This is a genomic window from Microbacterium sp. ZW CA_36, assembly GCF_044987475.1.
Lineage (GTDB): Bacteria > Actinomycetota > Actinomycetes > Actinomycetales > Microbacteriaceae > Microbacterium.
Window position 1 is genome coordinate 54,616 of sequence record NZ_JBJDRL010000011.1, and the last position, 23,545, is coordinate 78,160.

At 70.3% G+C, this 23,545-nt stretch carries 22 protein-coding genes and 1 tRNA gene; 5 read left to right on the forward strand and 18 right to left on the reverse strand.

Annotation, left to right across the window (positions count from 1 at the left end; translation table 11 throughout):
* Positions 1 to 13 precede the first annotated feature (13 nt).
* The 4 genes from ACI3KX_RS07390 to ACI3KX_RS07405 are packed head-to-tail and all read right to left on the reverse strand — an operon-like array spanning position 14 to position 4,873.
* Positions 14 to 1,093 (reverse strand): ABC transporter permease, encoded by a 1,080-nt coding sequence (locus ACI3KX_RS07390; protein ID WP_404909152.1) that lies wholly within the window; start codon positions 1,091 to 1,093, stop codon positions 14 to 16.
* On the reverse strand, positions 1,090 to 2,190 hold the full coding sequence (locus tag ACI3KX_RS07395; RefSeq protein WP_404909154.1) for an ABC transporter permease: 1,101 nt from the start codon (positions 2,188 to 2,190) through the stop codon (positions 1,090 to 1,092). Before ACI3KX_RS07395 ends, ACI3KX_RS07390 begins: the two co-directional genes overlap by 4 nt.
* On the reverse strand, positions 2,187 to 3,770 hold the full coding sequence (locus ACI3KX_RS07400; protein ID WP_404909156.1) for a sugar ABC transporter ATP-binding protein: 1,584 nt from the start codon (positions 3,768 to 3,770) through the stop codon (positions 2,187 to 2,189). Before ACI3KX_RS07400 ends, ACI3KX_RS07395 begins: the two co-directional genes overlap by 4 nt.
* Positions 3,767 to 4,873: a Gfo/Idh/MocA family oxidoreductase gene (locus ACI3KX_RS07405; protein WP_363354074.1), complete on the reverse strand. Its 1,107-nt coding sequence runs from the start codon at positions 4,871 to 4,873 to the stop codon at positions 3,767 to 3,769. Before ACI3KX_RS07405 ends, ACI3KX_RS07400 begins: the two co-directional genes overlap by 4 nt.
* Before the next feature lie 114 nt (positions 4,874 to 4,987).
* Between ACI3KX_RS07405 and ACI3KX_RS07410 the strand changes: the two genes are divergently transcribed.
* Positions 4,988 to 6,181: an ROK family transcriptional regulator gene (locus ACI3KX_RS07410; protein ID WP_363354076.1), complete on the forward strand. Its 1,194-nt coding sequence runs from the start codon at positions 4,988 to 4,990 to the stop codon at positions 6,179 to 6,181.
* Between the two features lie 166 nt (positions 6,182 to 6,347).
* Positions 6,348 to 7,373 (forward strand): NADP-dependent oxidoreductase, encoded by a 1,026-nt coding sequence (locus tag ACI3KX_RS07415; RefSeq protein ID WP_363354078.1) that lies wholly within the window; start codon positions 6,348 to 6,350, stop codon positions 7,371 to 7,373.
* Positions 7,374 to 7,477: 104 nt separating this feature from the next.
* On the opposite strand, the gene ACI3KX_RS07420 is transcribed toward ACI3KX_RS07415, so the two are convergent.
* Positions 7,478 to 8,368, reverse strand: a complete 891-nt coding sequence (locus tag ACI3KX_RS07420) for a LysR family transcriptional regulator ArgP (protein WP_404909159.1) — start codon at positions 8,366 to 8,368, stop codon at positions 7,478 to 7,480.
* A 71-nt stretch (positions 8,369 to 8,439) separates the two neighbouring features.
* On the opposite strand from ACI3KX_RS07420, the gene lysE reads away from it, so the two are divergent.
* Complete coding sequence (gene lysE, locus ACI3KX_RS07425; RefSeq protein WP_404909161.1) at positions 8,440 to 9,210, forward strand: L-lysine exporter; 771 nt, start codon at positions 8,440 to 8,442, stop codon at positions 9,208 to 9,210.
* Positions 9,211 to 9,230: 20 nt separating this feature from the next.
* Here the strand turns inward: lysE and ACI3KX_RS07430 are convergent, their stop codons facing one another.
* Positions 9,231 to 9,584, reverse strand: coding sequence for an iron chaperone (locus ACI3KX_RS07430; RefSeq protein WP_404909163.1), 354 nt, complete (start codon positions 9,582 to 9,584; stop codon positions 9,231 to 9,233).
* A 45-nt stretch (positions 9,585 to 9,629) separates the two neighbouring features.
* Here ACI3KX_RS07430 and ACI3KX_RS07435 point away from each other — a divergent pair, with 45 nt between their 5' ends.
* Positions 9,630 to 9,905 (forward strand): acylphosphatase, encoded by a 276-nt coding sequence (locus ACI3KX_RS07435; protein WP_404909165.1) that lies wholly within the window; start codon positions 9,630 to 9,632, stop codon positions 9,903 to 9,905.
* An 18-nt stretch (positions 9,906 to 9,923) separates the two neighbouring features.
* On the opposite strand, the gene ACI3KX_RS07440 is transcribed toward ACI3KX_RS07435, so the two are convergent.
* The 12 genes from ACI3KX_RS07440 to gabT form a co-directional block, all read right to left on the reverse strand.
* Positions 9,924 to 10,970, reverse strand: a complete 1,047-nt coding sequence (locus tag ACI3KX_RS07440; protein ID WP_404909167.1) for an NAD(P)H-dependent flavin oxidoreductase — start codon at positions 10,968 to 10,970, stop codon at positions 9,924 to 9,926.
* Between the two features lie 107 nt (positions 10,971 to 11,077).
* Positions 11,078 to 11,770, reverse strand: coding sequence for a 50S ribosomal protein L1 (gene rplA, locus ACI3KX_RS07445; protein WP_363354090.1), 693 nt, complete (start codon positions 11,768 to 11,770; stop codon positions 11,078 to 11,080).
* Between the two features lie 14 nt (positions 11,771 to 11,784).
* Entirely contained in the window at positions 11,785 to 12,216 is a 432-nt protein-coding gene (gene rplK, locus ACI3KX_RS07450) for a 50S ribosomal protein L11 (RefSeq protein ID WP_163619961.1), read from the reverse strand.
* A gap of 217 nt (positions 12,217 to 12,433) precedes the next feature.
* Positions 12,434 to 13,630, reverse strand: a complete 1,197-nt coding sequence (gene nusG, locus ACI3KX_RS07455; RefSeq protein ID WP_404909171.1) for a transcription termination/antitermination protein NusG — start codon at positions 13,628 to 13,630, stop codon at positions 12,434 to 12,436.
* A gap of 83 nt (positions 13,631 to 13,713) precedes the next feature.
* The gene (secE, locus tag ACI3KX_RS07460; RefSeq protein ID WP_349429015.1) at positions 13,714 to 13,986 is read right to left on the reverse strand and encodes a preprotein translocase subunit SecE; all 273 of its coding nucleotides are present in this window, start codon (positions 13,984 to 13,986) and stop codon (positions 13,714 to 13,716) included.
* Between the two features lie 81 nt (positions 13,987 to 14,067).
* Positions 14,068 to 14,140 (reverse strand) — tRNA-Trp (locus ACI3KX_RS07465).
* 174 nt (positions 14,141 to 14,314) lie between these two features.
* Positions 14,315 to 14,752: a pyridoxamine 5'-phosphate oxidase family protein gene (locus tag ACI3KX_RS07470; RefSeq protein WP_404909173.1), complete on the reverse strand. Its 438-nt coding sequence runs from the start codon at positions 14,750 to 14,752 to the stop codon at positions 14,315 to 14,317.
* Positions 14,753 to 14,949: 197 nt separating this feature from the next.
* Complete coding sequence (locus tag ACI3KX_RS07475) at positions 14,950 to 16,311, reverse strand: NAD-dependent succinate-semialdehyde dehydrogenase (RefSeq protein ID WP_404909175.1); 1,362 nt, start codon at positions 16,309 to 16,311, stop codon at positions 14,950 to 14,952.
* 40 nt (positions 16,312 to 16,351) lie between these two features.
* Entirely contained in the window at positions 16,352 to 17,920 is a 1,569-nt protein-coding gene (locus ACI3KX_RS07480; RefSeq protein WP_363354096.1) for an APC family permease, read from the reverse strand.
* Positions 17,921 to 17,925: 5 nt separating this feature from the next.
* Positions 17,926 to 18,801: a universal stress protein gene (locus ACI3KX_RS07485; protein ID WP_404909177.1), complete on the reverse strand. Its 876-nt coding sequence runs from the start codon at positions 18,799 to 18,801 to the stop codon at positions 17,926 to 17,928.
* The gene (locus ACI3KX_RS07490; protein ID WP_404909179.1) at positions 18,798 to 20,159 is read right to left on the reverse strand and encodes a flavin monoamine oxidase family protein; all 1,362 of its coding nucleotides are present in this window, start codon (positions 20,157 to 20,159) and stop codon (positions 18,798 to 18,800) included. The genes ACI3KX_RS07485 and ACI3KX_RS07490 overlap by 4 nt, the downstream gene beginning before the upstream one ends.
* A 144-nt stretch (positions 20,160 to 20,303) precedes the next feature.
* Positions 20,304 to 21,665, reverse strand: coding sequence for a 4-aminobutyrate--2-oxoglutarate transaminase (gabT, locus tag ACI3KX_RS07495; RefSeq protein WP_404909181.1), 1,362 nt, complete (start codon positions 21,663 to 21,665; stop codon positions 20,304 to 20,306).
* A 93-nt stretch (positions 21,666 to 21,758) separates the two neighbouring features.
* Here gabT and ACI3KX_RS07500 point away from each other — a divergent pair, with 93 nt between their 5' ends.
* Positions 21,759 to 23,288 (forward strand): PucR family transcriptional regulator, encoded by a 1,530-nt coding sequence (locus tag ACI3KX_RS07500; RefSeq protein ID WP_404909183.1) that lies wholly within the window; start codon positions 21,759 to 21,761, stop codon positions 23,286 to 23,288.
* Positions 23,289 to 23,545 lie beyond the last annotated feature (257 nt).

A 23,545-nucleotide genomic window follows, 5' to 3' on the forward strand; every position in this document is an offset into this window, starting at 1 on the left:
GATCGTCGCATTGCTAACTCCTGTTGTTCGGTGCGGCGCCCTCGCCTGCGAGGGCCTGTGTTGCGGACGACTCCTCGGCGCCCTCGGGCGCGTCGGGTTCCTTCCCCGAAGAGGGAGGGGTCTGTGGTGGGCCACTGCGTCTGCGGGATCGGAAGACCAGTCCCGAGTACGCGACGGCGGCGATGATGATGACGCCCTGGACGGCGTCGCGCAGCGACGACGGGACGCCGGCGATGTTCAGCAGCAGGAAGAGCGCCTCGAGCACGAAGGCTCCGGCGACGGCCGCGACGATCCAGCCCCGGCCGCCGCCGAGCACGACGCCGCCGAGCACCACGGCCGTGATCGCGACGAACTCGTACCCCCGGCCGACCGACGGGTGCACGCCGGCGTAGCCGACGAGGAGCACGGCCGAGACCGTCGCCGACAGCGACGAGATCATGAACGCCCGCGTGGTCACCCACCAGTCGCGGGCGCCCGAGTAGCGCGTCGCCCGGGCGTTGTCGCCGATCGCGATGAGGAGCTTGCCCAGCGGGCGCTTGGTGATCCAGATGCCGAGCGCGAGCCACGCGGCCAGGATCAGCACCGACCAGGGCAGGAAGTCGAGGACCGGGATATCCCGGATGCCGCCGCGACCGATCTGGCGGAAGCTGTCGGCCGGATTGCCCGTGGCGGCGCCACCGGTCCACCACAGCACGAGGCCCAGGAGGGCCAGCATCATGCCGAGAGTCACGATGAACGACGGCACCTTCAGGAGCGTCGTCAGCAGGCCGTTCACGAGGCCGACGACGAGGCCGAGCACCACCATGAGGCACAGCACCGGGACGGTGCGCGCGTCGTCCTGGCCGACGAGGTTGCCTGCGACGATCACCTGCGCGGTGATCAGCGAGCCCTGCGACAGGTCGAACTCGCCCGCGATGATGACGAAGTACTGGCCGATCGCGACGATGGCGACCGGCGCGACCCGCTGGATGTAGCGCATGAGCTGGCCCGGCTCCGCGAAGTTCGGGTTCAGGACCATGACGGCGACGAGCAGGATCACCAGCAGCAGGAAGACCGCGCCACGGGGGCTCACGAGCGCTGTGAGGAACTTCATCGTGCACCTCCCTGCATCGGTGCGCCGCCATCGGCCGCATCGGCCTCCGCCTCGAGCGCATGGGTCGCCGCCACCATCGCGGGAGCGGCCGCCTCGGCGGGCGCATCACCGCCGGTCCTCGTGCCGCCCGGCCCGAAGCGCGTGCGGCGCCGGACGATCGCCCGACGGCTGTAGACGGCGACGGCCGCGACGATGACGACGCCGCGGACGACATCCTTGAGGAACGGGTTCACCTGCATGACGCTCATCACGTTGTCGACGACGGCGAAGATCGCCACACCGCCGATGGTGCCCCAGACCGATCCGCGGCCGCCCATGAGCAGGGTGCCGCCCAGCACGACGGCCGCGATCGACAGCAGCGCGTAGCCGCCCTGCTGGCCGACCGTGGGGCTTCCGACACCCAGCCGGCTCGCAAGCAGCAATCCCGCGAGACCGGCGAACACCGAGCACAGGACGTGTGCCACGATCAGCGGCGGCCTCGTGCGCACACCCGACAGGCGTGCCACCTCGGGATCGCCGCCCACGGCGAACAGGTGGGCCCCCGTGCGCGTGCGTCCGAGCAGGAACCACACCAGCGCGGCGAGCGCGACCATGATGATCCACGACACGGGGAGCGGTCCGACGCCGGTCGCCCCGATCAGCTGGAACGCCCACGGCACCTCTCCGGCGCTGCCCTGGAAGCTCGTGTTGAGGACGCCCTGCAGGATGAGGCCGACGCCGAGGGTCGCGATGAATCCGTTCACCTTCAGCACCGTGACGATGAGCCCGTTCGCCAGTCCGATGGCCGCGCAGACGATGAGTGTCAGCGTCACCGCCCACGGGATGTTGGCGGGGTTCCCGTTCATGGTGGTGGCCGCGATGAGGCTGGCGAGGCTGATCACATAGGTGACCGAGAGGTCGAGGGAGGCGCCCAGGATGACGAGCGTCTGACCGATCGCGACGAGGCCGAGCACGCTCATGCCCGTGAGGATGTCGCGGATGTTGCCGGGGCTGAAGAAGCTGCGGCCGACGGTCGCGACGAGGATCGCCCCGACGGCGATGACGAGGAGGAGGATGCCGAGCACGATCACCGTCGAGTCGACTCTGATGCGCTTCACGGCCGGTCCCCTCCTTCTTCGAGGCGAGGATCGGGGATCTCGCCACTCGCCGCATCCTCGTCGCTCGAACCCGTGGCGGCGGCGAGCACTTCATGCTCCGCGGAGCGCGCGGGAAGCTCGGCGGCGAGTTCGCCGTCGCGCATCACGAGGATGCGGTCGCTCATGCCGATCACCTCGGGCAGCTCACTCGACACCATCAGCACCGCCTTGCCCTCGGCGGCCAACTGCCGCATGAGCTGATACACGGCGACTTTGGCACCCACATCGATGCCGCGCGTCGGTTCGTCGAACAGCACGATCTGCGGGTCGGTCACGAGCCATTTCGCGAGCACGACCTTCTGCTGGTTGCCGCCCGACAGGAACCGCGCCTCCTGGTCGACGCCGCGCGACGACACCTCGAGGGAGCTCAGGATGCCGGGCACGCGCTTGCGCGATGCGCGGGTGCGCCCGGCGAACACGCTGCGCACCACGAGCAGCGAGTTGTCGAGCACGGACTGGCCCAGCGCGAGACCCTGGGCCTTGCGGTCTTCCGTCACGAGCGCGAGACCGGCGCGGACCGCGGCACGCGGGCTCGTGAAGCGGACGGACCGGCCGTCGAGGATCATCGCACCGCGGCTGAACCCGTGGACGCCGAAGATTCCTTCGACGAGCTCCGTGCGGCCGGACCCCTGAAGCCCCGCGAGTCCCACGATCTCCCCGGCCCGCAGCGTCAGCGAGACGCCGTCCACGTACTCGTTGCCGCAGCCCGTCAGCTCGAGGCGGGGGTCTCCGAACGTCGTGCCCTCGACCGGACCGGGGAAGTAGGACTGCAGGGGGCGGCCGACCATGCGACGGACGAGCTCGGCATCCGTCAGGTCGGCCGTGGCGTCCGTCGACACCAGTGCGCCGTCCTTCAGGATCGTGATGCGGTCGCACAGATCGAAGATCTCCTTGAGCCGGTGCGAGACGTAGACGACCGCGACGCCGCGGGCGGTGAGCTTGCGGATGATCGCGTAGAGGAGCTCGACCTCGTGGTCGCTCAGCGCGGCAGTCGGCTCGTCCATCGAGATGACGCGCGCGTCGAACGAGAGCGCCTTGACGATCTCGACGATCTGCTGCTCGGCGACGGTGAGCGATCCCACGCGGGCACCCGGGTCGATGAAGGTGACCCCGAGTCCTTCCAGGAGCGTCCGCGTGCGACGCTGCATGCCCCTGTCATCGATGAAGCCGCCCCGGCGCGGCTCGCGGCCGAGGAACACGTTCTGCGCCACCGTGCGCTCGGGCAGGAGATTGAACTCCTGGAACACGGTCACGAGGCCCGCATCCATCGCCTGGCGTGGATGGGTGAACGCCACCGGTCGGCCCTCGAACTCGACCGATCCGGCGTCGGCGTGGTGGACGCCGGCGAGGATCTTCATCAGCGTCGACTTGCCGGCGCCGTTCTCACCGACGAGGCCGTGCACCTCGCCCCGCCGGACGTCGATGTCGATGTCGGTGAGGACCCGCACGCCGAAGAACGACTTCGAGATGCCCTGTGCGCGCAGGACGACGTCGGAGCCGCCCGTCGGCACCGGGCTGTCTGACAGCATCGTGTCGCTCATGAGGGCACCTCGATCCAGGAGCGGCGCTCTGCGGACTCGAGCACGGCGTCGGTGACGACGGCGGCCCGCAAGCCGTCGGCGAAGGTGGGGAGTCCGTCCGGCTGCTCGCCGGCGATGGCAGCGTAGACGTCGCCGACGAAGCCGTCGAAGGCGTCCTGATAGCCCATCGGATGCCCCGCCGGCAGCGGCTGCAGACGCGCCGCGTCGGGGGACGCCGTGGCGGGATCACGCAGCACCAGCCGCGAGGCCTTGCGCGCACCCACCCACAGTTCCTCGGGGCGCTCCTGGGCGAAGCGGATGCTGCGGCGACTGCCGTGCAGCTCGATGACCAGGGCATTCTTGCGACCGGGAGCCATCTGGGAGACGAGGAGGGTGCCGAGAGCGCCGGACTCCGTCTCGATGAGGAGCGCGGCGACATCCTCGTTGGTGACCCTGCGGCCGCCCCGCTCGTCGAACACCCTGCGCGTGCGCGCGGCCAGGCGCACGATGCGCTCGCCCGTGACGAACTCGACGAGGTCGCACAGGTGCGAGCCGATGTCGGCGAAGGCGCGCGACGGACCGCCTGCTGCGGCATCCGCCCGCCAGTCGTCGTCGTTCTCGCGCAGCATCCAGTCCTGCAGATACGAGCCGTCGAGCGTGAGCAGGGCGCCTATCCGTCCGGACGCGACGCGGGCGCGAGCCTCGCGCACCATCGGGTGGTAGCGGTACACGAACGGCACCGCGGCCACGACGCCGGCCTCGTCGGCGGCGCGCACGAGCGCGCGTGCATCGGTCACGGAGGTGGCGAGGGGCTTCTCGCACACGACGTGCTTCCCCGCGGCGAGCGCGGCTGCGGCGAGCGGCGCGTGGGTGGCGTTGGGGGTGCAGATGTGCACGACGTCGACATCGGATGCCGAGAAGACCCCGGCGGCGTCGGCTTCGGCTCGTGCCACACCGAGCTCCTGCGCCACCGCCTCCGCGCGGTCGCGGCTCGACGAGGCGACCGCAGTGAGCCGGGCCCCGGCGCGGCGGGCGGCGGCGGCGTGTACGCGCCCCATGAATCCGCCGCCGATGAGGCCGGTGCGGACGGTACCGACAACGATGTCGATGACTTCCGTAGTCATGCGGTGATTGTGACACGGTGGCGGTGACTTTTGGTAGGTTCTCGTCAAAAGTGATCGGGTCGTGATGTTAAGTCGTGACCCAGCCAGCCAGAACGCCTGTGCTTTACTGTCGCCATGGTCGATGCAGGGCGCGGCAGCGGAGCCGCCGGGGGCACCGGCGCGGGCGAGATCTTCCAGATCCTCCGCGACGGCCGCGCACGCACCAAAGCCGAGCTGGCCACGCTCACCGGGTTGGCCCGCTCCACCGTCTCGAGCCGCGTGGACACGCTGCTGGCGGCCGGACTGCTGCGGCCCGCCGGCGAAGCCGCATCGACCGGCGGACGCCCGCCCGCCCGTGTGGCGTTCAACCCGTTGGCAGGCGTCGTGATCGCCGTCGACCTGGGCGCCACCCACGCGACCGTGGCCGTCGCCGACCTCGCCGCCGACATCCTCATATCGAACACCCACCCGCTCGACATCGCCGACGGTCCCGAGCGCGTTCTCGACTCCGTGATCGCCGAGGGCGCCAGCCTGCTCGAGCAGCGGGGCATCGCCGCCTCAGCGGTCGTCGGCGTCGGGATCGGCGTGCCCGGTCCCGTCGAGCACTCGACGGGACGGCCGACGAATCCGCCGATCATGCCCGGGTGGGATCGCTTCGACGTGCCGCACTACGTCCAGCGCACCTTCGACGTGCCCGTCCTCGTCGACAACGACGTGAACATCCTCGCGCTCGGCGAGCAGGCGCTCAGCTGGCCCGGCGTCGCTGACCTCATCTTCGTCAAGGTGTCCACGGGCATCGGCGCCGGGATCATCTCGGGCGGCGCGCTGCAGCGGGGCGCGCAGGGCTCCGCCGGCGACATGGGCCACGTGCAGGTGCCATACAGCCACGACTCCCCGCGCCCGCCGGGCGACCAGCGCGACCTCGAGGCCGTCGCCAGCGGCACCGCCATCGCCGCCGATCTGCGCGCGCAGGGCCTCGACGCCGAAGGCAGCGCCGACGTGGTCACACTCGTGCGATCCGGAGACCCCGCCGCCATCATCGCGACGCGTCAGGCCGGGCGCGAGGTGGGCGAGGTGCTCGCGACCGTCGTCAACATGCTGAACCCGTCCGTGATCGTCATCGGCGGCAGCGTGGCACGGGCGGGCGAGCACCTGCTCGCCGGGGTCCGCGAGGTCGTGTATCGGCGATCCATCCCGCTGGCCACCCAGCATCTCGGCATCGTGCAGTCGCAGACCGACGAGACCGCCGGCGTGCTGGGCGCGGCCATCATGGTGACGCAGCAGGTGCTCTCACCCGCGGCCGTCGAGCTCCGCGCCGCCCGGGCCTGACACCCGTGCGAGGGAGGCGGATGCCGGCGCCGGCGCACCCGTCTCACGCGCGTCTTCGCCCATCGGTAGCACCGGCGTAACACGGGTGAGACGAACGCAGGGTTGACTGTCTGCACCGGGTTCAGTTCTGGTGCCGATGACGGCACACCCGCGGAAGGAGTGCGTCATGAGGATCCGACCGCTGCGATCGACACCCGAGGCGCCGCTCGCGCCGGTGGCGGAGCCGCCGGCCACCATGCAGGCGATGGTGGTGGACGCGCCGGGCGCGCCGGACGCGCTGCGCGCGGCATCCGTCCCGGTCCCCTCCCCCGTGCTCAGCGAGCTGCTGGTGCGCGTCGTGGCCGCCGGGGTCAATCCGATCGACGCCAAGACGCGCGGCGGCGCCGGCGTTTCGGGCGCGATCGACGCCTACCCGGCGACCCCGGGCTACGACTTCAGCGGCATCGTGGTGAAGAGCCCGTACGAGTCGCACCCCTTCCCGCCGGGCACGGAGGTGTTCGGCATGGCGTCGTTCCCGCGCACGGGCGGCTCGTACGCCGAGTACGTCGTGGCGCCGTCACTGTCGATAGCGCGCAAGCCGGCGTCGCTGTCGCATGTCGAGGCGGCGGGCGTGCCGCTGGCCGCGCTCACCGCCTGGGGTCTCGTCGTCGAGACCGCCCACGCGCACGAGGGCCAGCGCGTGCTCATCCATGCCGGCAGCGGCGGGGTGGGCCACTTCGCCGTGCAGTTCGCCGCGTACTTCGGCGCCCACGTCACCGCGACGGCGTCGGGCCGCAACGCCGCGTGGCTGCGCGAACTCGGAGCGTCGGTCGTGGTCGACTACACCACGACGAGATTCGAGGATGTCGTCGGTGAGGTGGACGTCGTCATCGACCTCGTCGGCAACGTCGGCGGCGACACCGGCACCCGTTCGCTCGAGGTGCTGCGCCCGGGCGGGCTGTACGTCGTCGTGCCGACCGGGTCGTGGCCCGGCTACGCCGAGGCGGCGGCCGAAGCGGGCGTGCGGACGACCTCGTACAAGGTGATCCCCGACGGCGGTGCGCTGGCGACGATCGCCCGCCTGCTCGACTCGGGCTCGGTGCAGGTCTACATCGAGAACGTCTTCGATCTCACTGACGCTCCCGACGCCCACCGGGCGATCGAGACCGGCCACACCCGCGGCAAGGTCGTGCTCCGCGTCAGCGACGGCTGACCCCCTCGCGTCCCTCGCCCTCGCTCCTCGCATGAATCGGTTCACTTGCGCTGGATGTACGCCAGAATGCCCGTTCGGCGTACGTTCAGCGCAAGTGAACTGATTCATGCGGGCGCGAGAACACGGCGGCCCTCGGCGACGACGGCGTCCGCGATCGCGTCGAGGAGCGGAGAGCGCAGGTTCCACTGCTGCCAGTGCAGCGCGACGTCCACGGGTGGGCCGCCGAGGAGCACGAGCTCGCCCCGGTCGAGCGCGTCGTGGGACTGGAAGCGCGGCAGCATGGCCCAGCCGAATCCGAGCCGCACGGCCGTCGCGAAGTCGTTGGAGGCCGGCACGTAGTGTCGCGGCGGGTGCGCAGGATCCACGCCCTGCTGTGCGAGCCACTCGTTCTGCAGGTCGTCGCGCCGGTCGAAGTCCACGAGCGGGGCGCTCGCGAGCGCGGTGCGGCGGTCCCCTTCGAGCCACCGTTCGGCGTAGGCGGGGGTGGCGACGGCCTCGTAGCGCATCGCGCCGAGCGGCGAGGAGCGGCATCCCGCAACGGGTGCGGACCGAGACGTCACCGCTCCCATCACGGTTCCCGACTCGAGCAGTCCGGCGGTGAAGTCCTGGTCGTCGCGGTGCAGATCGAAGACGACGGGATGCCGCTCCGCCAGCCGCGCGAGCGGCTCGAGGAACCACGTCGCCAGCGAGTCGGCATTGACCGCGAGCGGCACGGTCGTGAGCGCGGTCTCGTCGTCCTCGGCGCCGAGGTCGGCGAGCGCGTCGTGCTCGAGCAGTGCCATCTGTCGCGCCAGCCGGATGACCGCCGCTCCGGCCTCCGTCGCTCGCACCGGCTTGGAGCGCACCAGCACCAGGCGTCCGAGCTGCTCCTCGAGTGCCTTGACGCGCTGGCTGACCGCCGACGGCGTGACGTGGAGGCGGCGGGCGGCCGCGTCGAGGGTGCCTTCGTCGACGACGACGGCGAGGGTCTCGGCCAACTCGAAGGGGATGCGCATCTTCAGTGCTGCTAATGGTACTGAAGATCCATGAGCTGGACTACGGTTCCCGCCGCTCGTACCGTCGAAGAATGCTCGCTCCTGTTCTCGCCGGTCTCGGCCTCGGCTTCTCGCTCATCATCGCCATCGGCGCTCAGAACCTCTTCGTGCTGCGACAGGGTCTGCGGCGAGAGCATGTGCTCGCGGTGGCGGCGATCTGCGCGATCTCGGATGCGATCCTCATCGCCCTCGGGGTCTCGGGCGTCGGCTTCGTGCTGGAGGCCGTGCCCTGGCTCGTCGACGTGGTCCGCTGGGCGGGCGCGCTGTTCCTCGTCGCGTACGGCGTGCTCGCGGCACGGCGCGCGTGGCGGCCGACGGGAGCGGCTCTCGGCGCCGATGACACCCAGCAGCCTGTCGGAGCAGTGAGTCCGCAGGAGGGCGTCGTCGAACCACACCGCACCACGTCGGGCGGAGTGACGCATGCCGGCTCCGGCGAGTTCCTCCTCGATCCCGAGGTCTCGGCCTCGCAGGTGCGCAGCGACATCCGCTCGGCGCCGCCGGCGGCGACCCGCACCCGTCTGATCCCCGCGCTCCTCACCTGCCTGGCGCTGACGTGGCTCAACCCGCACGTCTACCTCGACACCGTCTTCCTGCTCGGCACGGTCGCGAACACGCACGGCGACGACCGCTGGCTCTTCGCCGCCGGCGCCATGACCGCGAGTATCGTCTGGTTCTTCGGCCTCGCGTTCGGCGCGCGTCTGCTCGGGCGCTGGCTGTCGACGCCGCGCGCCTGGCGGATCCTCGACGCGGTGATCGCGGTCGTCATGATCGGCCTCGGCGTCTCGCTCGTGCTCCCCCACTGACCCGCCCGGGCCGACCGGCATCAGCCCTCGATCTGCTCCTTGCGCGCGATCACGAGCCGGCGCACGACGTCATCGGGCAGCGGATGCTCGGGCTGGTAGCGGATCGTCCCCTTGTCCAGGCCGATGCCCGGATGGCCGCCCAGAGCATCTGCCACCGCCGAGACCGCCGCCGGGCTGAACGGGTAGACGCCGATGTGCTTCTTCGCCCGCATCACCGACACGAGCGGCTTGCCGCGATACACGAGCGCCGGCATGCCGTAGCCGAGTCCCTGCTCGGCGTCGGGAGCCTCCTCGCGAGCGATCGCATAGATGCGCTCGACCGATGGGCGATCAGCGGAATCGAGGCCGGCCAGGAGTTCGTCGACGGTTCCCATGCCGGCATCCTGGCCCACCCGCGCACCTCGCGGCAAGATGGCGGCATGAGACGCGTGCACGTGACCGTCCGCGGCGACGTCCAGGGCGTGGGCTATCGGTACACGCTGCGCATGGTCGCACGCGAGGCGGGTGCGGCCGGCTGGGTGCGCAATCGCCGCGACGGCTCGGTCGAAGCCGAACTCGAGGGCAGGCCCGGGCAGGTCGACGAGGTGCTCGCATGGATGGCCGAGGGACCGCCGGGCTCCCGCGTCGAGGGCGCGACCGTGACGGATGCCGAGCCCACCGGCGAGCGCGGCTTCGAGGTGCTGCCGACGCGGTGACGCCGTCGGCGGACGCAGTCAGGCGGGAACGCCGGCCGCGAGCTCGGCGAACACGTCGGCCGCATCGTCGAGGGTGGCCAGGCCGGCTGCCTGCCCCGCCCACAGTGAGACGAGGTCGCCGTCTCCGCGGCGACCGGCCTCGGCCCGGAACCGCCCGGTCAGCCAGTTCTGCGCGGGGAACGGGGCGATGACTCCCGAGGTCTCGATCGTGCGCATGGCGCGGTTCGGGATGCCGCGCGCCAGCCGCCCGCTCATGGCACGGGTGAGCACCGTGGCGGTGTCGGCGGCATCCTCTATGGCACGGCGGTGCGCGTCGGTGGCGGCAGACTGCCGCGTGCGGAGGAAGGCGGAGCCCACCTGGACGCCCGCGGCGCCGAGGGCGAACGCCGCCGCGACTCCGCGCCGGTCGGCGATGCCGCCCGCCGCGATCACGGGCACGCCCACGGCATCGACGACCTGCGGCACGAGCGCGAAGGTGCCGACGAGCGACTGTTCGGCCGGACGCAGGAACGACACGCGGTGCCCGCCCGCCTCGGCGCCGGTCGCGACGACGGCGTCCACACCGGCGGCGTCGAGCGCGACGGCCTCGGCCACGGTCGTCGCTGTCCCGATCACGCGGATGCCGCGGCTGTGCGCCGCTGCGACGAGCCGCTCGGAGGGGACGCCGAAGACGACGCTCAGCGCCGCGGGCGCGGCATCCAGCACCGCCGTCACCTGGGAGTCGAGATCAGGCAGGAACTCGATCGGCGGTGACGGATGCGCGAGACCCAGGTCGTCGAAGAGGGGTGCCGTCGCCTCGATCGCCGGCGCGAGGTCGACCTCGCCCGGTGTGACCTCGTCGCCCGTGGGCAGCCAGAGGTTCACGGCGAACGGACGCGAGGTCGCGGAGTGCAGCGCGGCGAGGGTATCGCTGATGCGATCGGCCGAGTAGCCGTACAGGCCGTACGAGCCGAGCCCTCCGGCCTCGCTGACCGCCGCGGTCAGCTCGACCGACGACAGCCCGCCGAAGGGGCCGAGCACGATCGGAGCGTCGATTCCGAACAGATCCTGGAGCGTCGCGAACATGTCTCCGACGCTACTCCCCGCCTGACGGTGCCGCGGCAGACGGTTACGGGACGACGAAGGGGCCCCACCCGGAGGTGGAGCCCCTTGCGTGCGATTCCGACGCAGTGTCAGACGATGGCGTTGACGTCCAGCGGGATGCCGGGGCCGAACGTGGTCGACACGGCGCCCTTCTGGATGTAGCGACCCTTCGAGCTGGACGGCTTGAGGCGGACGATCTCCTCGAGCGCGACCTTCAGGTTCTCGTCGAGCTGCTCCTCCGAGAAGGACGCCTTGCCGACGACGAAGTGCACGTTGGCGTGCTTGTCCACGCGGAACTCGATCTTGCCGCCCTTGATCTCCTCGACGGCCTTGGCCGGGTTGGGGGTCACGGTTCCGGTCTTGGGGTTCGGCATGAGGCCACGGGGACCCAGCACCTTACCCAGGCGACCGACCTGGCCCATGAGCTCGGGCGTCGAGACGGCCGCGTCGAACGCGGTCCAGCCACCGGCGACGCGCTCGATGAGCTCGGCGCCGCCGACCTCGTCCGCACCCGCGGCGATCGCGGCCTCAGCGGCCGGACCCGTCGCGAACACGATGACGCGGGCGGTCTTGCCGGTGCCGTGCGGGAGGATGACGGTGCCACGCACCATCTGGTCGGCCTTGCGAGGGTCGACGGAGAGCTTCAGCGCGACCTCGACGGTCGAGTCGAACTTGGCGGAGCCGGTCTGCTTCGCGAGCGCGACGGCTTCGGTGGGGCTGTAGAACTTGTCTGCATCGATCTTGGCAGCAGCGGCCTTGTAGGCCTTGGACTTGGTAGCCATGTTTCCTCTTCCCCTCAGTCCTCGACCGTGATGCCCATGGAACGGGCGGTGCCGGCGATGATCTTCGAGGCGGCCTCGATGTCGTTCGCGTTCAGGTCGGGCTGCTTCGTCTCGGCGATCTGACGCACCTGCTCCTTGGTGAGCTTGGCGACCTTGACCGTGTGAGGGGTGGCCGAGCCGCGCTGGACGCCCGCAGCCTTCTTGATGAGCTCAGCGGCCGGCGGGGTCTTCAGGATGAACGTGAAGCTGCGGTCCTCGTAGACGGTGATCTCCACGGGGATGACGTTGCCGCGCTGCGACTCGGTCGCGGCGTTGTACGCCTTGCAGAACTCCATGATGTTGACGCCGTGCTGACCGAGCGCGGGCCCGATCGGCGGCGCCGGGTTGGCGGCACCGGCGTTGATCTGAAGCTTGATCAGGCCGGTCACCTTCTTCTTCGGTGCCATTCTTCTTTCCTTTCGTCGAACAGCGGATGCCGGAGCACCCTGTTCTCCCGCGAATCCGGCCGTTCCGGATCGCGGTGTCCATCGCGCGCGCTCAGAGCGCACGCAAACCTGAGAAGTCTACCAGCGATATTGCGGAGGTTTCGACTCGCTTCGCTCGCTCAACCTTGACCCGGGATCGCATCAACGCTCGCTGGCGCTCGCATTGATCCGACCCGCGTCAAAGCTTGGTGACCTGGTCGAAGCTGAGCTCGACCGGGGTCTCGCGCTCGAAGAGCGAGACGAGGACCGTGAGCTTGCCGCTCTCGGGCTTGATCTCGCTGATCGTGCCGGGCAGGCCCGCGAACGAGCCCTCCTTGATCGTGATGGTCTCGCCCACCTCGAAGTCGACCTCGGCGGGGATGACGCGGGCCGCGGCGGCGGCGCCCTTCTTGGCCGCACCGCCCTTGGCGCCGGCGACCTCCTTGACCTCGACGAGGCTCTTCAGCATGTTGAAGGCCTCTTCGAAGCGCAGCGGGGTCGGGTTGTGCGCGTTGCCGACGAAGCCGGTGACGCCGGGCGTGTGACGCACGACCGACCACGTGTCTTCGTTCAGGTCCATGCGCACGAGCACGTAGCCGGGGATCCGGACGCGCGTGACCATCTTGCGCTGACCGTTCTTGATCTCGACGACGTCCTCCATCGGGACCTCGATCTGGTAGATGTCGTCCTCGACCTCGAGCGTCGACTTGCGCTGCTCGATGTTGGCCTTCACCTTGCGCTCGAAGCCGGCGTACGAGTGGATGACGTACCACTTGCCCGGGAGCGTGCGAAGTTCTGCACGGAACGCCTCGTACGGGTCCTCGTCCTCGTCCTCGTCCTCGCCATCCTCGGCGTCGCTGTCGGCGATCTCGTCGTCCGCGAACTCGTCGTCCGAGTCCTCGTCGTCGGCGAACGCAGGAGCCTCTGCGGCGTCGGCCGGGGAGACCGATGCCTCGACCTCGTCCACGACGCCGGCTGCGGCATCCACCTCTGCGACGAAGTCCTCGTCGAGCTCGGGTTCGTCCTCGTCGCCGTTCACGTCGGGACCGTCGTACGGGGTCACCTCGTCGGCGGCCTCGGCCGCACGCTCGGCGACCTCTTCCGCGAGGGAGTCGTTGATCACCTCGGCTGCTGCTTCGGTCTCTGCCGTCTCGTCAAGATTGAGAGCGTCGTTCACGATCGCGTCCGCCTCCGGGTCGTCGATGTCGATGTCGTCCAGGTCGGCGTCGTCGTCGTCGCCATCACCGTCGTCGACGATGTGGATCGCGACGTGCTCGGCCGCTTCGACCGAGCGCTCCTCCTCGGCGAGGACGTTGCCCTCCTGGGCTTCGTCGTCCTCCGAGGACTGCTCAGCGGCGGTCGCCCAGTCGGCGTCGTCGACATATCTTTCAGTCACGTGAGTTCTCTTCCGTTCCGTCCGCTGCCGGACCTGCGGTCCGCCCGTGTCGTGGCTCCGGGGCGAGCCGGAGCGCTCGGGGATCAGGCGCTGGGCACTCCGAAGACGTACGACGTGATCCACACGAACAGCACGTCCAGGCCGTAGACGAGCGCCATCATGACGACGACGAAGCCGAGCACCACCGCCGTGTACTTCAGCAGCTCCTGGCGCGTCGGGGTGACGACCTTACGGAGCTCGGCGAAGACCTGACGAATGAACAGGGCGATACGAGCGAAGACGTTGAGCTTCTTCTCGCGGGGTGCGGCCGTTCCCTCAGCGGGAACGACTTCGCCCTTCGGCTCGTCCTGAACCATCGATGCCACCTGATTACCTTCCGTGAGCCGACACGGGTCGACCACACTTTCTTATCAACGCAGGGTGTGTGCGCTGACGCGCAGGGCGGACAGGAATCGAACCTGCAACCTGCGGTTTTGGAGACCGCTGCTCTGCCAATTGAGCTACCGCCCTAGAGACCCGGAGGTCTCGTGAAGCCCGCACTCTTCCCCTCTCACCGCGGCTTGAGGATCCGCACCCGACAACGGGCACGGCGAAAGAATGCAGACTTCTACTGCACGTTCCAGTGTACGGCATGCCTGCGGACGCCGCGAACCGGGAGCGACCTCGCGAGGGCGATTCCACGGCTCAGTACTGCTGTACGCCGTAGCGGTCCGGCTCGGGTCCCCGTTCGAACGCCCGGCCCGACAGCGAGGTCGGCTCGACGCGCACGTAGGTGTATTTGAGGGTCGGGATCCAGGGCTTCAGGCCGAGCCCGTCGGCCCGCTCCACCTCGGCGGAGCTGTCCAGCGGATGGGCGCGTCCGCGCAGGATCACGCTCCACGCGTCGGTCTCGGTGTGGTCGTCGACCTCGAAGAGCACCTCGTCGTTGACGGTCAGCTCGAACAGCTTGCTGCCCTGCGCGGTGCGGAACAGCACGCTCTCGCCGTCGACGACATAGTTCACCGGAAAGACGTCGAGCACCTCGCCGACATGCGTCACGAGGCGGCCGAGCTCCTGCCCGCGCAGGCGTTCCCAGCACTGCTCATCGGAAAGGGCGACGACGGGGTCCGATGTCTCTGCCATGCCCCCATCCTCCCGCTCCCGGGTGTCTCGCGACACCCCCGGGACGGCGGCATCGCGCGACGACGGGGCCGCCTCGCCGAGGGCACGGGGCTCTGACACGTTTCGTCTCGCTTCGCTCGCTCAACGACCGGGAATCCGGTCGTTGAGCGAGCGAGGGCCGGCGAGCGAGACGAAACGCTCCGAGCTGACGGGGAGCCTCAGGCGCCGACGCGGATCAGCTTCTTGTTGACGAACTCGTCGGCCGCGAGGAGACCCATCTCGCGCGAGGTGCCGGAGCGCTTCACGCCGCCGAACGGCAGGCCCGGCTCGTCCGCGAGCACGACGTTGACATAGACCATGCCGGCGTCGATCCTGTCGGCGACCCGCTTCGCCTGCTCCTCGTCCGTCGTGAAGACGTACGAGCCGAGGCCGTAGCTGGTGTCGTTCGCGAGCGCCACGGCGGCGTCCTCGTCGGCGACCTTGTAGACGACGCCGACGGGGCCGAAGAACTCCTCGCGGTAGGCGTCCATGTCGCGGGTCACGTCCGCGAGGACCGTGCCCGGGTAGAACGCGCCGTCACGGGTGCCACCGGTGACGAGAGTCGCCCCCTGGGCGACGGCCCTGTCGACCTGCTCGGCCAGCCGCTCCGCCGCCGTGAGCGACGACAGCGGGCCGAGCACGGTGTCGTCCGCGAACGGGTCGCCGACCTTCGCACCCGACATCGCGGCGGTGAACTTGTCGAGGAACGCGTCGTACAGGCCGTCGACCACGATGAAGCGCTTGGCCGCGTTGCACGACTGGCCGGTGTTGTCGAGGCGCGCGGCGACCGCGGCCTCCACGGCGCCGTCGAGGTCGTCGGTCGAGAGAAGGATGAACGGGTCCGACCCGCCGAGCTCGAGCGCGACCTTCTTGAGGTTTCGCCCCGCGATCTCGGCGACGGCGGCTCCGGCGCGCTCGGAGCCGGTGACCGAGACGCCCTGCACGCGGCGGTCGGCGATCACGGTGGCCGCCTGGTCGTTGGTCGCGTAGATGTTCGTGTACACGCCCTCGAGCCCGGCGTCGGCGTAGATCGCTGCGATCGCGGCGGCCGACTCGGGGCACTGCGGCGCGTGCTTGAGGAGGATCGTGTTGCCCACCACGATGTTGGGCGCCGCGAAGCGGGCGACCTGGTAGTACGGGAAGTTCCACGGCATGATGCCCAACAGCACGCCGAGGGGCGTGCGGCGGATGACCGCGGTGCCCTCGCCGTCGATGTCGATGGGCTGGTCGCCGGTGATCTTCTCCGCGTGATCGGCGTAGTACTCGGTGATGTCGGCGGCGAAGTCGACCTCGCCGAGCGCGGCCTCCAGCGGCTTGCCCATCTCGCGCACGATGATCGCGGCGAGGTCGTCGCGGCGCTCGCGGTGCAGCTCGGCGACCTTGCGGATGCCGGCCGTGCGCTCGGCGACGGGCTGATCGCGCCACGTGCGGTAGGCGGCATCCGCTCCCGCGATGGCGGCCTCGAGGGCTTCGTCGGTGATGGTCGGATACGTGGCCAGGGTCTCCCCCGTGGCCGGGTTCACGACGGCGTAGTCGGTCATGCTTCCTCTCCGATCGGATGGATTGGGGACAGTCTGCCCGCTAGCTGCGGGCGCGTCGAAGGCTTTCGGGGGCGTCGATACCGAGTGTCTCACCGCGGAAGAACGCCGGACGCTTGATCGCCTGCCAGATCATGATCACGACACCCACGAGGATGACGGTGACCCCGAGCACGAACACCAGGCCGAGGCCGAAGATGCTCGACCCGCTGCCGTACGCCGGGTCCATCGAGTCGACGAGCGTCGTGACGAACAGGACGGCGAGGATGGCGCCGCCGACGAGCGGGAAGAGGAAGGTGAAGAAGAAGCTGCGCACCGAGTCGAACCACTGCTTGCGGAAGTACCAGACGCACGCGAACGCGGTGAGGCCGTAGTAGAAGCAGATCATCATGCCGAGCGACAGGATGGTGTCGGTCAGGACGTTCTCGCTCACCACGCGCATGACGGCGTAGAACACCGACGCCACGATCGCCGACACCACCGTCGCGTAGCCGGGCGTGAAGAACCGCGGGCTCACCCGGGCGAACTTCTTCGGCAGCGCGCCGTAGTGGCCCATGGCGAGCAGCGTCCGCGCCGGGCCGACGGCGGTCGACTGCAGCGAGGCGGCCGAGCTCGACAGCACCGCGAGCGACACGAGGAACGCGAGCGGGCCGAGGATCGGGTCCGAGAGGGCGAAGAACACGTTCGCCGAGATGTCCTCGTTCGCCAGTCCCAGCGAGCCTGTGCCGACGCCGGCGAACATGATCAGTCCGATCGACAGCAGGAGGTAGAGCGACACCACGATGACGACCGTGAGCATCGCGGCGCGACCGGGGGTCTTGGCCGGGTTCTTGGTCTCCTCGTTCATCGTGAGGACGACGTCCCAGCCCCAGAAGATGAAGATGGACAGCGACAACCCCGCGGCGAACGCGCTGAACGTCGGCACCTCGAACGGGTTGAACCACGACCACGAGAACGCCGTCGGATCAGGCGCATCGCCCGACACCGCCTTGATGATCGCGACGACCGCGAACAGCAGCAGCACGACGACCTGGAAGCTCACCAGGATGTACTGGAACTTCTGGGTGGTCTGCATGTCGCGGTAGGAGATGAGCGTCGCACCGAGCATGAACAGCAGGCAGACGATGACGTTGATGAAGGGGTTGAACGCGAGCTCGGCGATGTCGGGGTTGCCGGTCAACTGCGAGATCAGCAGGAAGAGGAACTCCACCGCGATGCCGGCGAGATTCGACAGCACGATCACGGTGGCGGCGATGAGGCCCCACCCCGTCATCCAGCCGATCCAGGGACCGAACGCCCGCACGCCCCAGGTGAACGAGGTTCCCGAGTCGGGCATCGCACGGTTGAGCTCGCGGTAGCCGAACGCGGTCAGGAGCATCGGGATGAATCCGACGAGGATGATCGCGGGCACCTGCGTGCCGACCACGGCGACCGTGGGCCCGAGAGACGCGGTGAGCGTGTAGGCGGGGGCGATGGTCGAGACGCCGATGACGACGGCGCCGAGGACGCCGACCGCGCCGGCGCTGAGCCCCTTCTGGGAGAGCTCGCCGGCGTGTGCGCCGGAGGACGGGGCCAGCGGTGCGGCGCCGCCGGAGTGCTGTGGAGCGCTCATGCGCGTCAGCCTTCCTGGCCGCGCGTGCGGGGCACGACGACCATCGGTACGGGAAGCTCGTGCAGCATCTTCGCTGCGGTCGAGCCGAGGAACAGGCGACGGGGCTGTGCGAGCCGGCTGGAGCCGACGACCGCCAGCTCGCCGGGCTGCCAGGCGAGGTGGGCGACGGCGTCTTCGATGCTGTCGCCGCGTGCCACGACGACGTCGGCCTCGACGCCGTCGGGGAGGACCTCGAGCGCCTTGCCGAGCACATCGTCGGCGTGAGCGGCGCCCGCGATGCGGATGACGCCGGTGTCGACGGTGGCCGGGAGGTCCACGGACACGAGCGACAGCAGGCGCAGGCCCGTGCCGGTGGCGACCGCGAGGGCCACGCTCTCCTCGAGCAGCGCACTGGCGCCCGGGCGCGTGCCGATCGCCGCCGTGATGCGGCTCACGCCGGTCACCTCCAGGTGGCGCGACCCCTCAGGTGCCAGCACCACGGGAACGTCAGACGAGTGCAGAAGTTCGCTCGCCACGGTGCCGAGGCGGTGGCGTCCGCGCAGTCCGCCGTTGGCGGCGCCGACCACGATGTGGGATGCCGAGAGCTCGTGGGCTGCGGCGATCAGACCCTCGGCGAACGAGTCGCCGAAGCGCACATGCGCGGCATGGCCCACGTCCCCCGGGATCGAGGCCGACGCCTCGGCGAGCCACGCCTCGGCCTGCGTCACGAGGTAGCGGTCGTAGCCGGCGTCGGGCGGCGTGATGACGCTGCGGTCCTCGGCCGGGAGCACCAGCACCAGGTCGAGGGCCGCGTGCATGGCGGCGGCCAGACGCGTGCCCACGGCGACCGCGTCGGCTCCGGCATCCGTCGCCGTATAGCCGACGACGATCCGCGCACTCATCGGTGCGCTGCTTCGACGATGCTGGCGGCGACAAGGCGGCCCATGCGGATCGCGCCGTCGACGTGCTGGTAGCCGGCACCGGCCATGTCGCTGCACGCGAAGTGGATCGGGCCGACGGGGGTGCGCAGGTCCGCGCCGTAGCGCGCGAGGCCGCCGAGGTCGAAGCTGGCGGCGTAGGCGCCGCGCGTCCACTCCTCGGCGCCCCAGTCGCTCTCGAAGTACACCAGCGGGTTCTTCGCCTCGGGCCCGTAGTAGTGCGACAGGGACTCGAGGATGCGCTCCTTGCGCTCCTCGGCCGACACGCGGAACAGGTCATCGGCGTTGCGGTCCGAGACGAAGCCCACGAGCGTGCCCCGCTCGTCGCCGTGGTTGGTGTTGTCGTACGCCTCGTGCGAGATCTCGTAGGGGCTGAACGCGGTGCCCGAAAGGCCCTGCTCGCGCCAGAACGGCCGGTCGTAGACCGCGTGCACCTTGATGACGAAGCCCATCGAGATGTGCTGGTGCATCTGCTGCTTCAGGCGCGGCAGCGCCGGCTGGAACTCGATCCACGGGTAGAGGATCGGCGCGTGCGCCAGGATGACGAAGCGCGCACGCACCTGGAGGCCGTTGTCGGTCACGACGCGGACGCCGTCGTCGCCCCAGTGAACCTCGGTGACGGGCTGCCCGAGGACGACGTCGTCGCCCAGGCGCTCCGCGAGGAGCAGCGGGACCTGCTGCAGGCCGCCCACGACGCGCTCGTCGAGGATGAAGTCGGCGTCGACGAGGTGCGAGAAGCTGCCGGCACTGGCGGCCATGAGGAGCGCCTGCAGCGCGGAGAACGCGTAGGCGGGCTTGGTGAGCATGGCACCGGCGATGAAGAGCGCGATGTTGTCGCGCGCCTCCTGGTCCTGGGTCTGGTCCTCGAGCCAGGCCTGGAACGAGATGCGGTCCAGCGCCTCGGCGTCGGGGTGCTCCCACGGCTTGTCGGGGTCGATCTGCGCGACGAGCCCGTCGAGCACCTCGATGAGGCGGACGATCTCCTTCTCGGTCTCGGGCGCGACCGGGAAGATCTCACCGGTGAACCGGGTGAGCTCACCGTCCTCGCCGATGTAGACGGAGTCGCCTTCGCGATAGCGGCTGTAGGTCTCGAGCCCGAGCTCGGCGAGGGTCTCCTTGAGGGCGTCCTGGTCGGGCGACACCCACTGGCCGCCGATCTCGAGCATGGCGCCGTCGACGACATCGGTCCACAGGCGCCCGCCGACGCGATCCCGGGCCTCGAGCACGACGACCGAGAGGCCTGCCTTCTTCAGCTCGTTGGCGGCGGTCGTTCCGGCGGCGCCGGCGCCGACGATGACGACGTCGCGGGTCAGCTCGGTCATGGGGACTCCTTCGTCAGGGCGTGCATGCTCGCGCGCCTCGCGTGTTGCGTTCAGGTGGGGCGTTTCGTCTCGCTCGCTCCTCGCTCGCTCAACGACCGGTGCTTCCTGGACGTTGAGCGAGCGAAGCGAGATGAAACGCGGGGATCAGGATGCCGCGAGCGCTGCCGCGACGACGTCCAGGCCCTCGTGGAGCAGGTCGTCGGTGATCGACAGCGGCGGGAGGAAACGGATCACGTTCCCGTAGGTGCCGCAGGTGAGCACGATGACGCCCTGTGCGATGGACACCTTCGCGACCGCAGCGGTGAGCGCGGCATCCGGCTCGCCCGTCGCGGGGTCCACGAACTCGGCCGCGATCATCGCGCCGTGGCCGCGCACGTCGCCGACGCGGGGGTCGGCGGCCTGCAGCTGCTGCAGGCGGCCCTTGAGGACCGTCTCGATCTCGCGGGCGCGCTGGAGCATCCCGTCGTTCTCGAACACGTCGATCGCGGCGAGCGCGGCGGCGCAGGCGATCGGGTTGCCGCCGTACGTGCCGCCGAGGCCGCCCGCGTGCGAGGCGTCCATGATCTCGGCGCGGCCGGTCACGGCCGCCAGGGGCAGGCCCCCCGCGATGCCCTTGGCGGTCGTCATGAGGTCGGGAACGATGCCGAACACCTCGCTCGCGAACATCTCGCCCGTGCGTGCGAAGCCCGTCTGGATCTCATCGGCGATGAACACGACGTCGTTGGCACGGCACCACTCGACGAGCGCCGGCAGGTAACCGTCGGCGGGGACGATGAAGCCGCCCTCACCCTGGATCGGCTCGATGATCACGGCGGCGAGGTTGTCGGCGCCGACCTGCTTCTCGATGATCGAGATGGCCTTCTTGGCGGCTTCGGGGCCGGTGAGCCCGTCGTGGTACGGGTACGACAGCGGCGCGCGGTAGATCTCCGAGGCGAAGGGTCCGAAGCCGCTCTTGTACGGCATCGCCTTCGCGGTCAGCGCCATGGTGAGGTTGGTGCGGCCGTGGTACCCGTGGTCGAACGCGACGACCGCCTGCTTGCCGGTGTACTTGCGGGCGATCTTGACCGCGTTCTCCACCGCCTCGGCGCCCGAGTTGAACAGGGCGCTCTTCTTGGCGTGGTCGCCCGGCGTGATGCGGTTGAGCGCCTCGGCGACCGACACGTACGAGTCGTAGGGCGCGATCATGAAGCACGTGTGGGTGAACTGGGCGACCTGTGCCTGCACCGCCGCGACGACCTTCGGGTGCGCGTTGCCGATCGTGGCGACCGCGATGCCCGAGCCGAGGTCGATGAGCGAGTTGCCGTCGGCATCGACGATGACTCCCCCGCCTGCGGCGACGGCGTGGACCGGCGCGGTGTGCCCGACGCCCGCCGCGACGGCATCGGCCTTGCGGTCGATCAGCTCCTGCGAGCGAGGACCGGGGATGCTGGTGACCAGGCGGCGCTCCTGCGGAAGGGTCGGACCGCCGAGGGGCGTTTCTGTGACGATGTCGGCTGCGCTGCTCATGGTGGGGAGCGTATGTCGCTCCGCGGAGCGCCCGCACCCTCCCCGCTGTACATTCTGCCTGCCCTGCTGTACGAGCCGTACACTCGGAGCATCATGGATGCCGACGCCCCCACTCTTCGCGCCCTCCTGGCTCGGCGCGATCTGCGGCTCTCGCTCGCCGGCGACGATCTGGAGCCCAGCGCCCTCGACAAGGCGATCCGCTGGGTGCACAGCTCCGACCTCGCCGATCCCACCCCGTTCCTGTCCGAGGGGCTCGTGCTGCTGACCACCGGCACCCAGTTCCCGAAGGGAGACGAGGCTTCCGACGTGTACCGTGCATACGTTCACCGCCTCGCGGCCCGGGGCGTCGTGGGACTCGGGTTCGGCACCGAGGTCGTGCGCGCCGGCATCCCTCCCGCCCTCGTCGAGGCGTGCCGGGACGAGCGGATGCCGCTGTTCGAGGTGCCCTACCGCACGCCGTTCATCGCGGTGGCCCGCGCCAACGCCGAGGCGATCGCCGCCGAGGCCTACGCCCGCCGCAGCTGGGCGCTGGCCGCGCAGCGGGCGATCGCCCTGGCGGCCCTCCGCCCCGACGGCCTCGGGGCGACGGTGGCCGAGCTCGCCAAGCAGCTCGACACGTGGGTGGGCATGTTCGACGCGGCGGGCGAGCTGTCGCGCGAGCACCCCGCCGGCGCGCTGGACGCCGAGACGGCCGCCGCGCTGCAGCGAGAGGTGACCGGGGTCCTCCACCGCGGTGCACGCGCCGGCTCGTCGCTGCACATCGGCGACACGCCCTTCACGCTGCAGACGCTCGGACGTGGCGGCCACCTGCGCGGCGTGATCGCGATCGCCGCCGGCGACCTCGACCAAGAGGGACGCGTCGTCGTCACGGCCGTCATCGCGATGGCCGGTCTGGCGCTCGAGCAGCAGCAGGGGCTCGGCCGCGCCCGCTCGGCGCTGCGCGCCGGCCTGGTGCAGTCGCTCCTGAGCGGCGACCCCGGGCTCGCCCGCCGCACCTCCCGCGAGCTGTGGGGGCCGCTTCCGCCGGCACCCGTCGTGGTGGCGGTGACGGATGCCGCAGCCGCCCGCGTCGACGGCATCGCCGAGCTGCTCGAGCTGTGGGCCGACGAGAAGCGCGGTGCGCTGTTCTTCGGACGCGGTGACGACGGTCTCGTGCTCGTCGTGCCGGCGGACGATCCCTCGAGCATCCACGATCTCGTCGGCCGCTTCGACGTCCGGGTCGGTCTGTCGGATCCGGCGGGCTACGACGCGTTCGCCGCCGCACTCGGGCAGGCACGTGTCGCACGCGATCGCGGCGCGGGTGCGGTGACCGCGTTCGCCGAGGTCTCGCGCGGGGGCGTGCTGTCGGCGCTCAGCGACGACGCGCGGGCGCTCGCGCGCGCCGAGCTGGCGCCGCTGAACGACCACGATGCTGCGCAGGGCACGCACCTCGTCGAGACGCTGCAGGTCTGGCTCGACGCCGATTGCTCGCACGAGGCGACGGCCCGGTCCCTCGGCGTCCACCGGCACACCGTGCGCACCCGGCTCGCGCTCATCGAGCGCGTGCTCGGCCGCGACCTGGCGTCGTTCGCGACCCGCGCCGAGCTGTGGGCGGCGCTGCGCGCCCTGGCACCCTCGGCCTGATTCTTCACCCGCCTGTTCTCCTCGCCGAGGCAGACCGTCCCGATACGCCGATGAACTTCCGGCTCACACGACTCCCCAGAGCCCCGGGCCCGGACGCGAACCATGTGAACCGGAAGTTCAGCACCTCGACAGCCCACCCGCGTAAACCGGAAGTTCAACGGCCGAGACGACACACCACAACACACCCGCGTGAACCGGAAGTTCAACACCCCACAGCCCACCCGTGTGAACCGGAAGTTCAACACCCCACAGCCCAC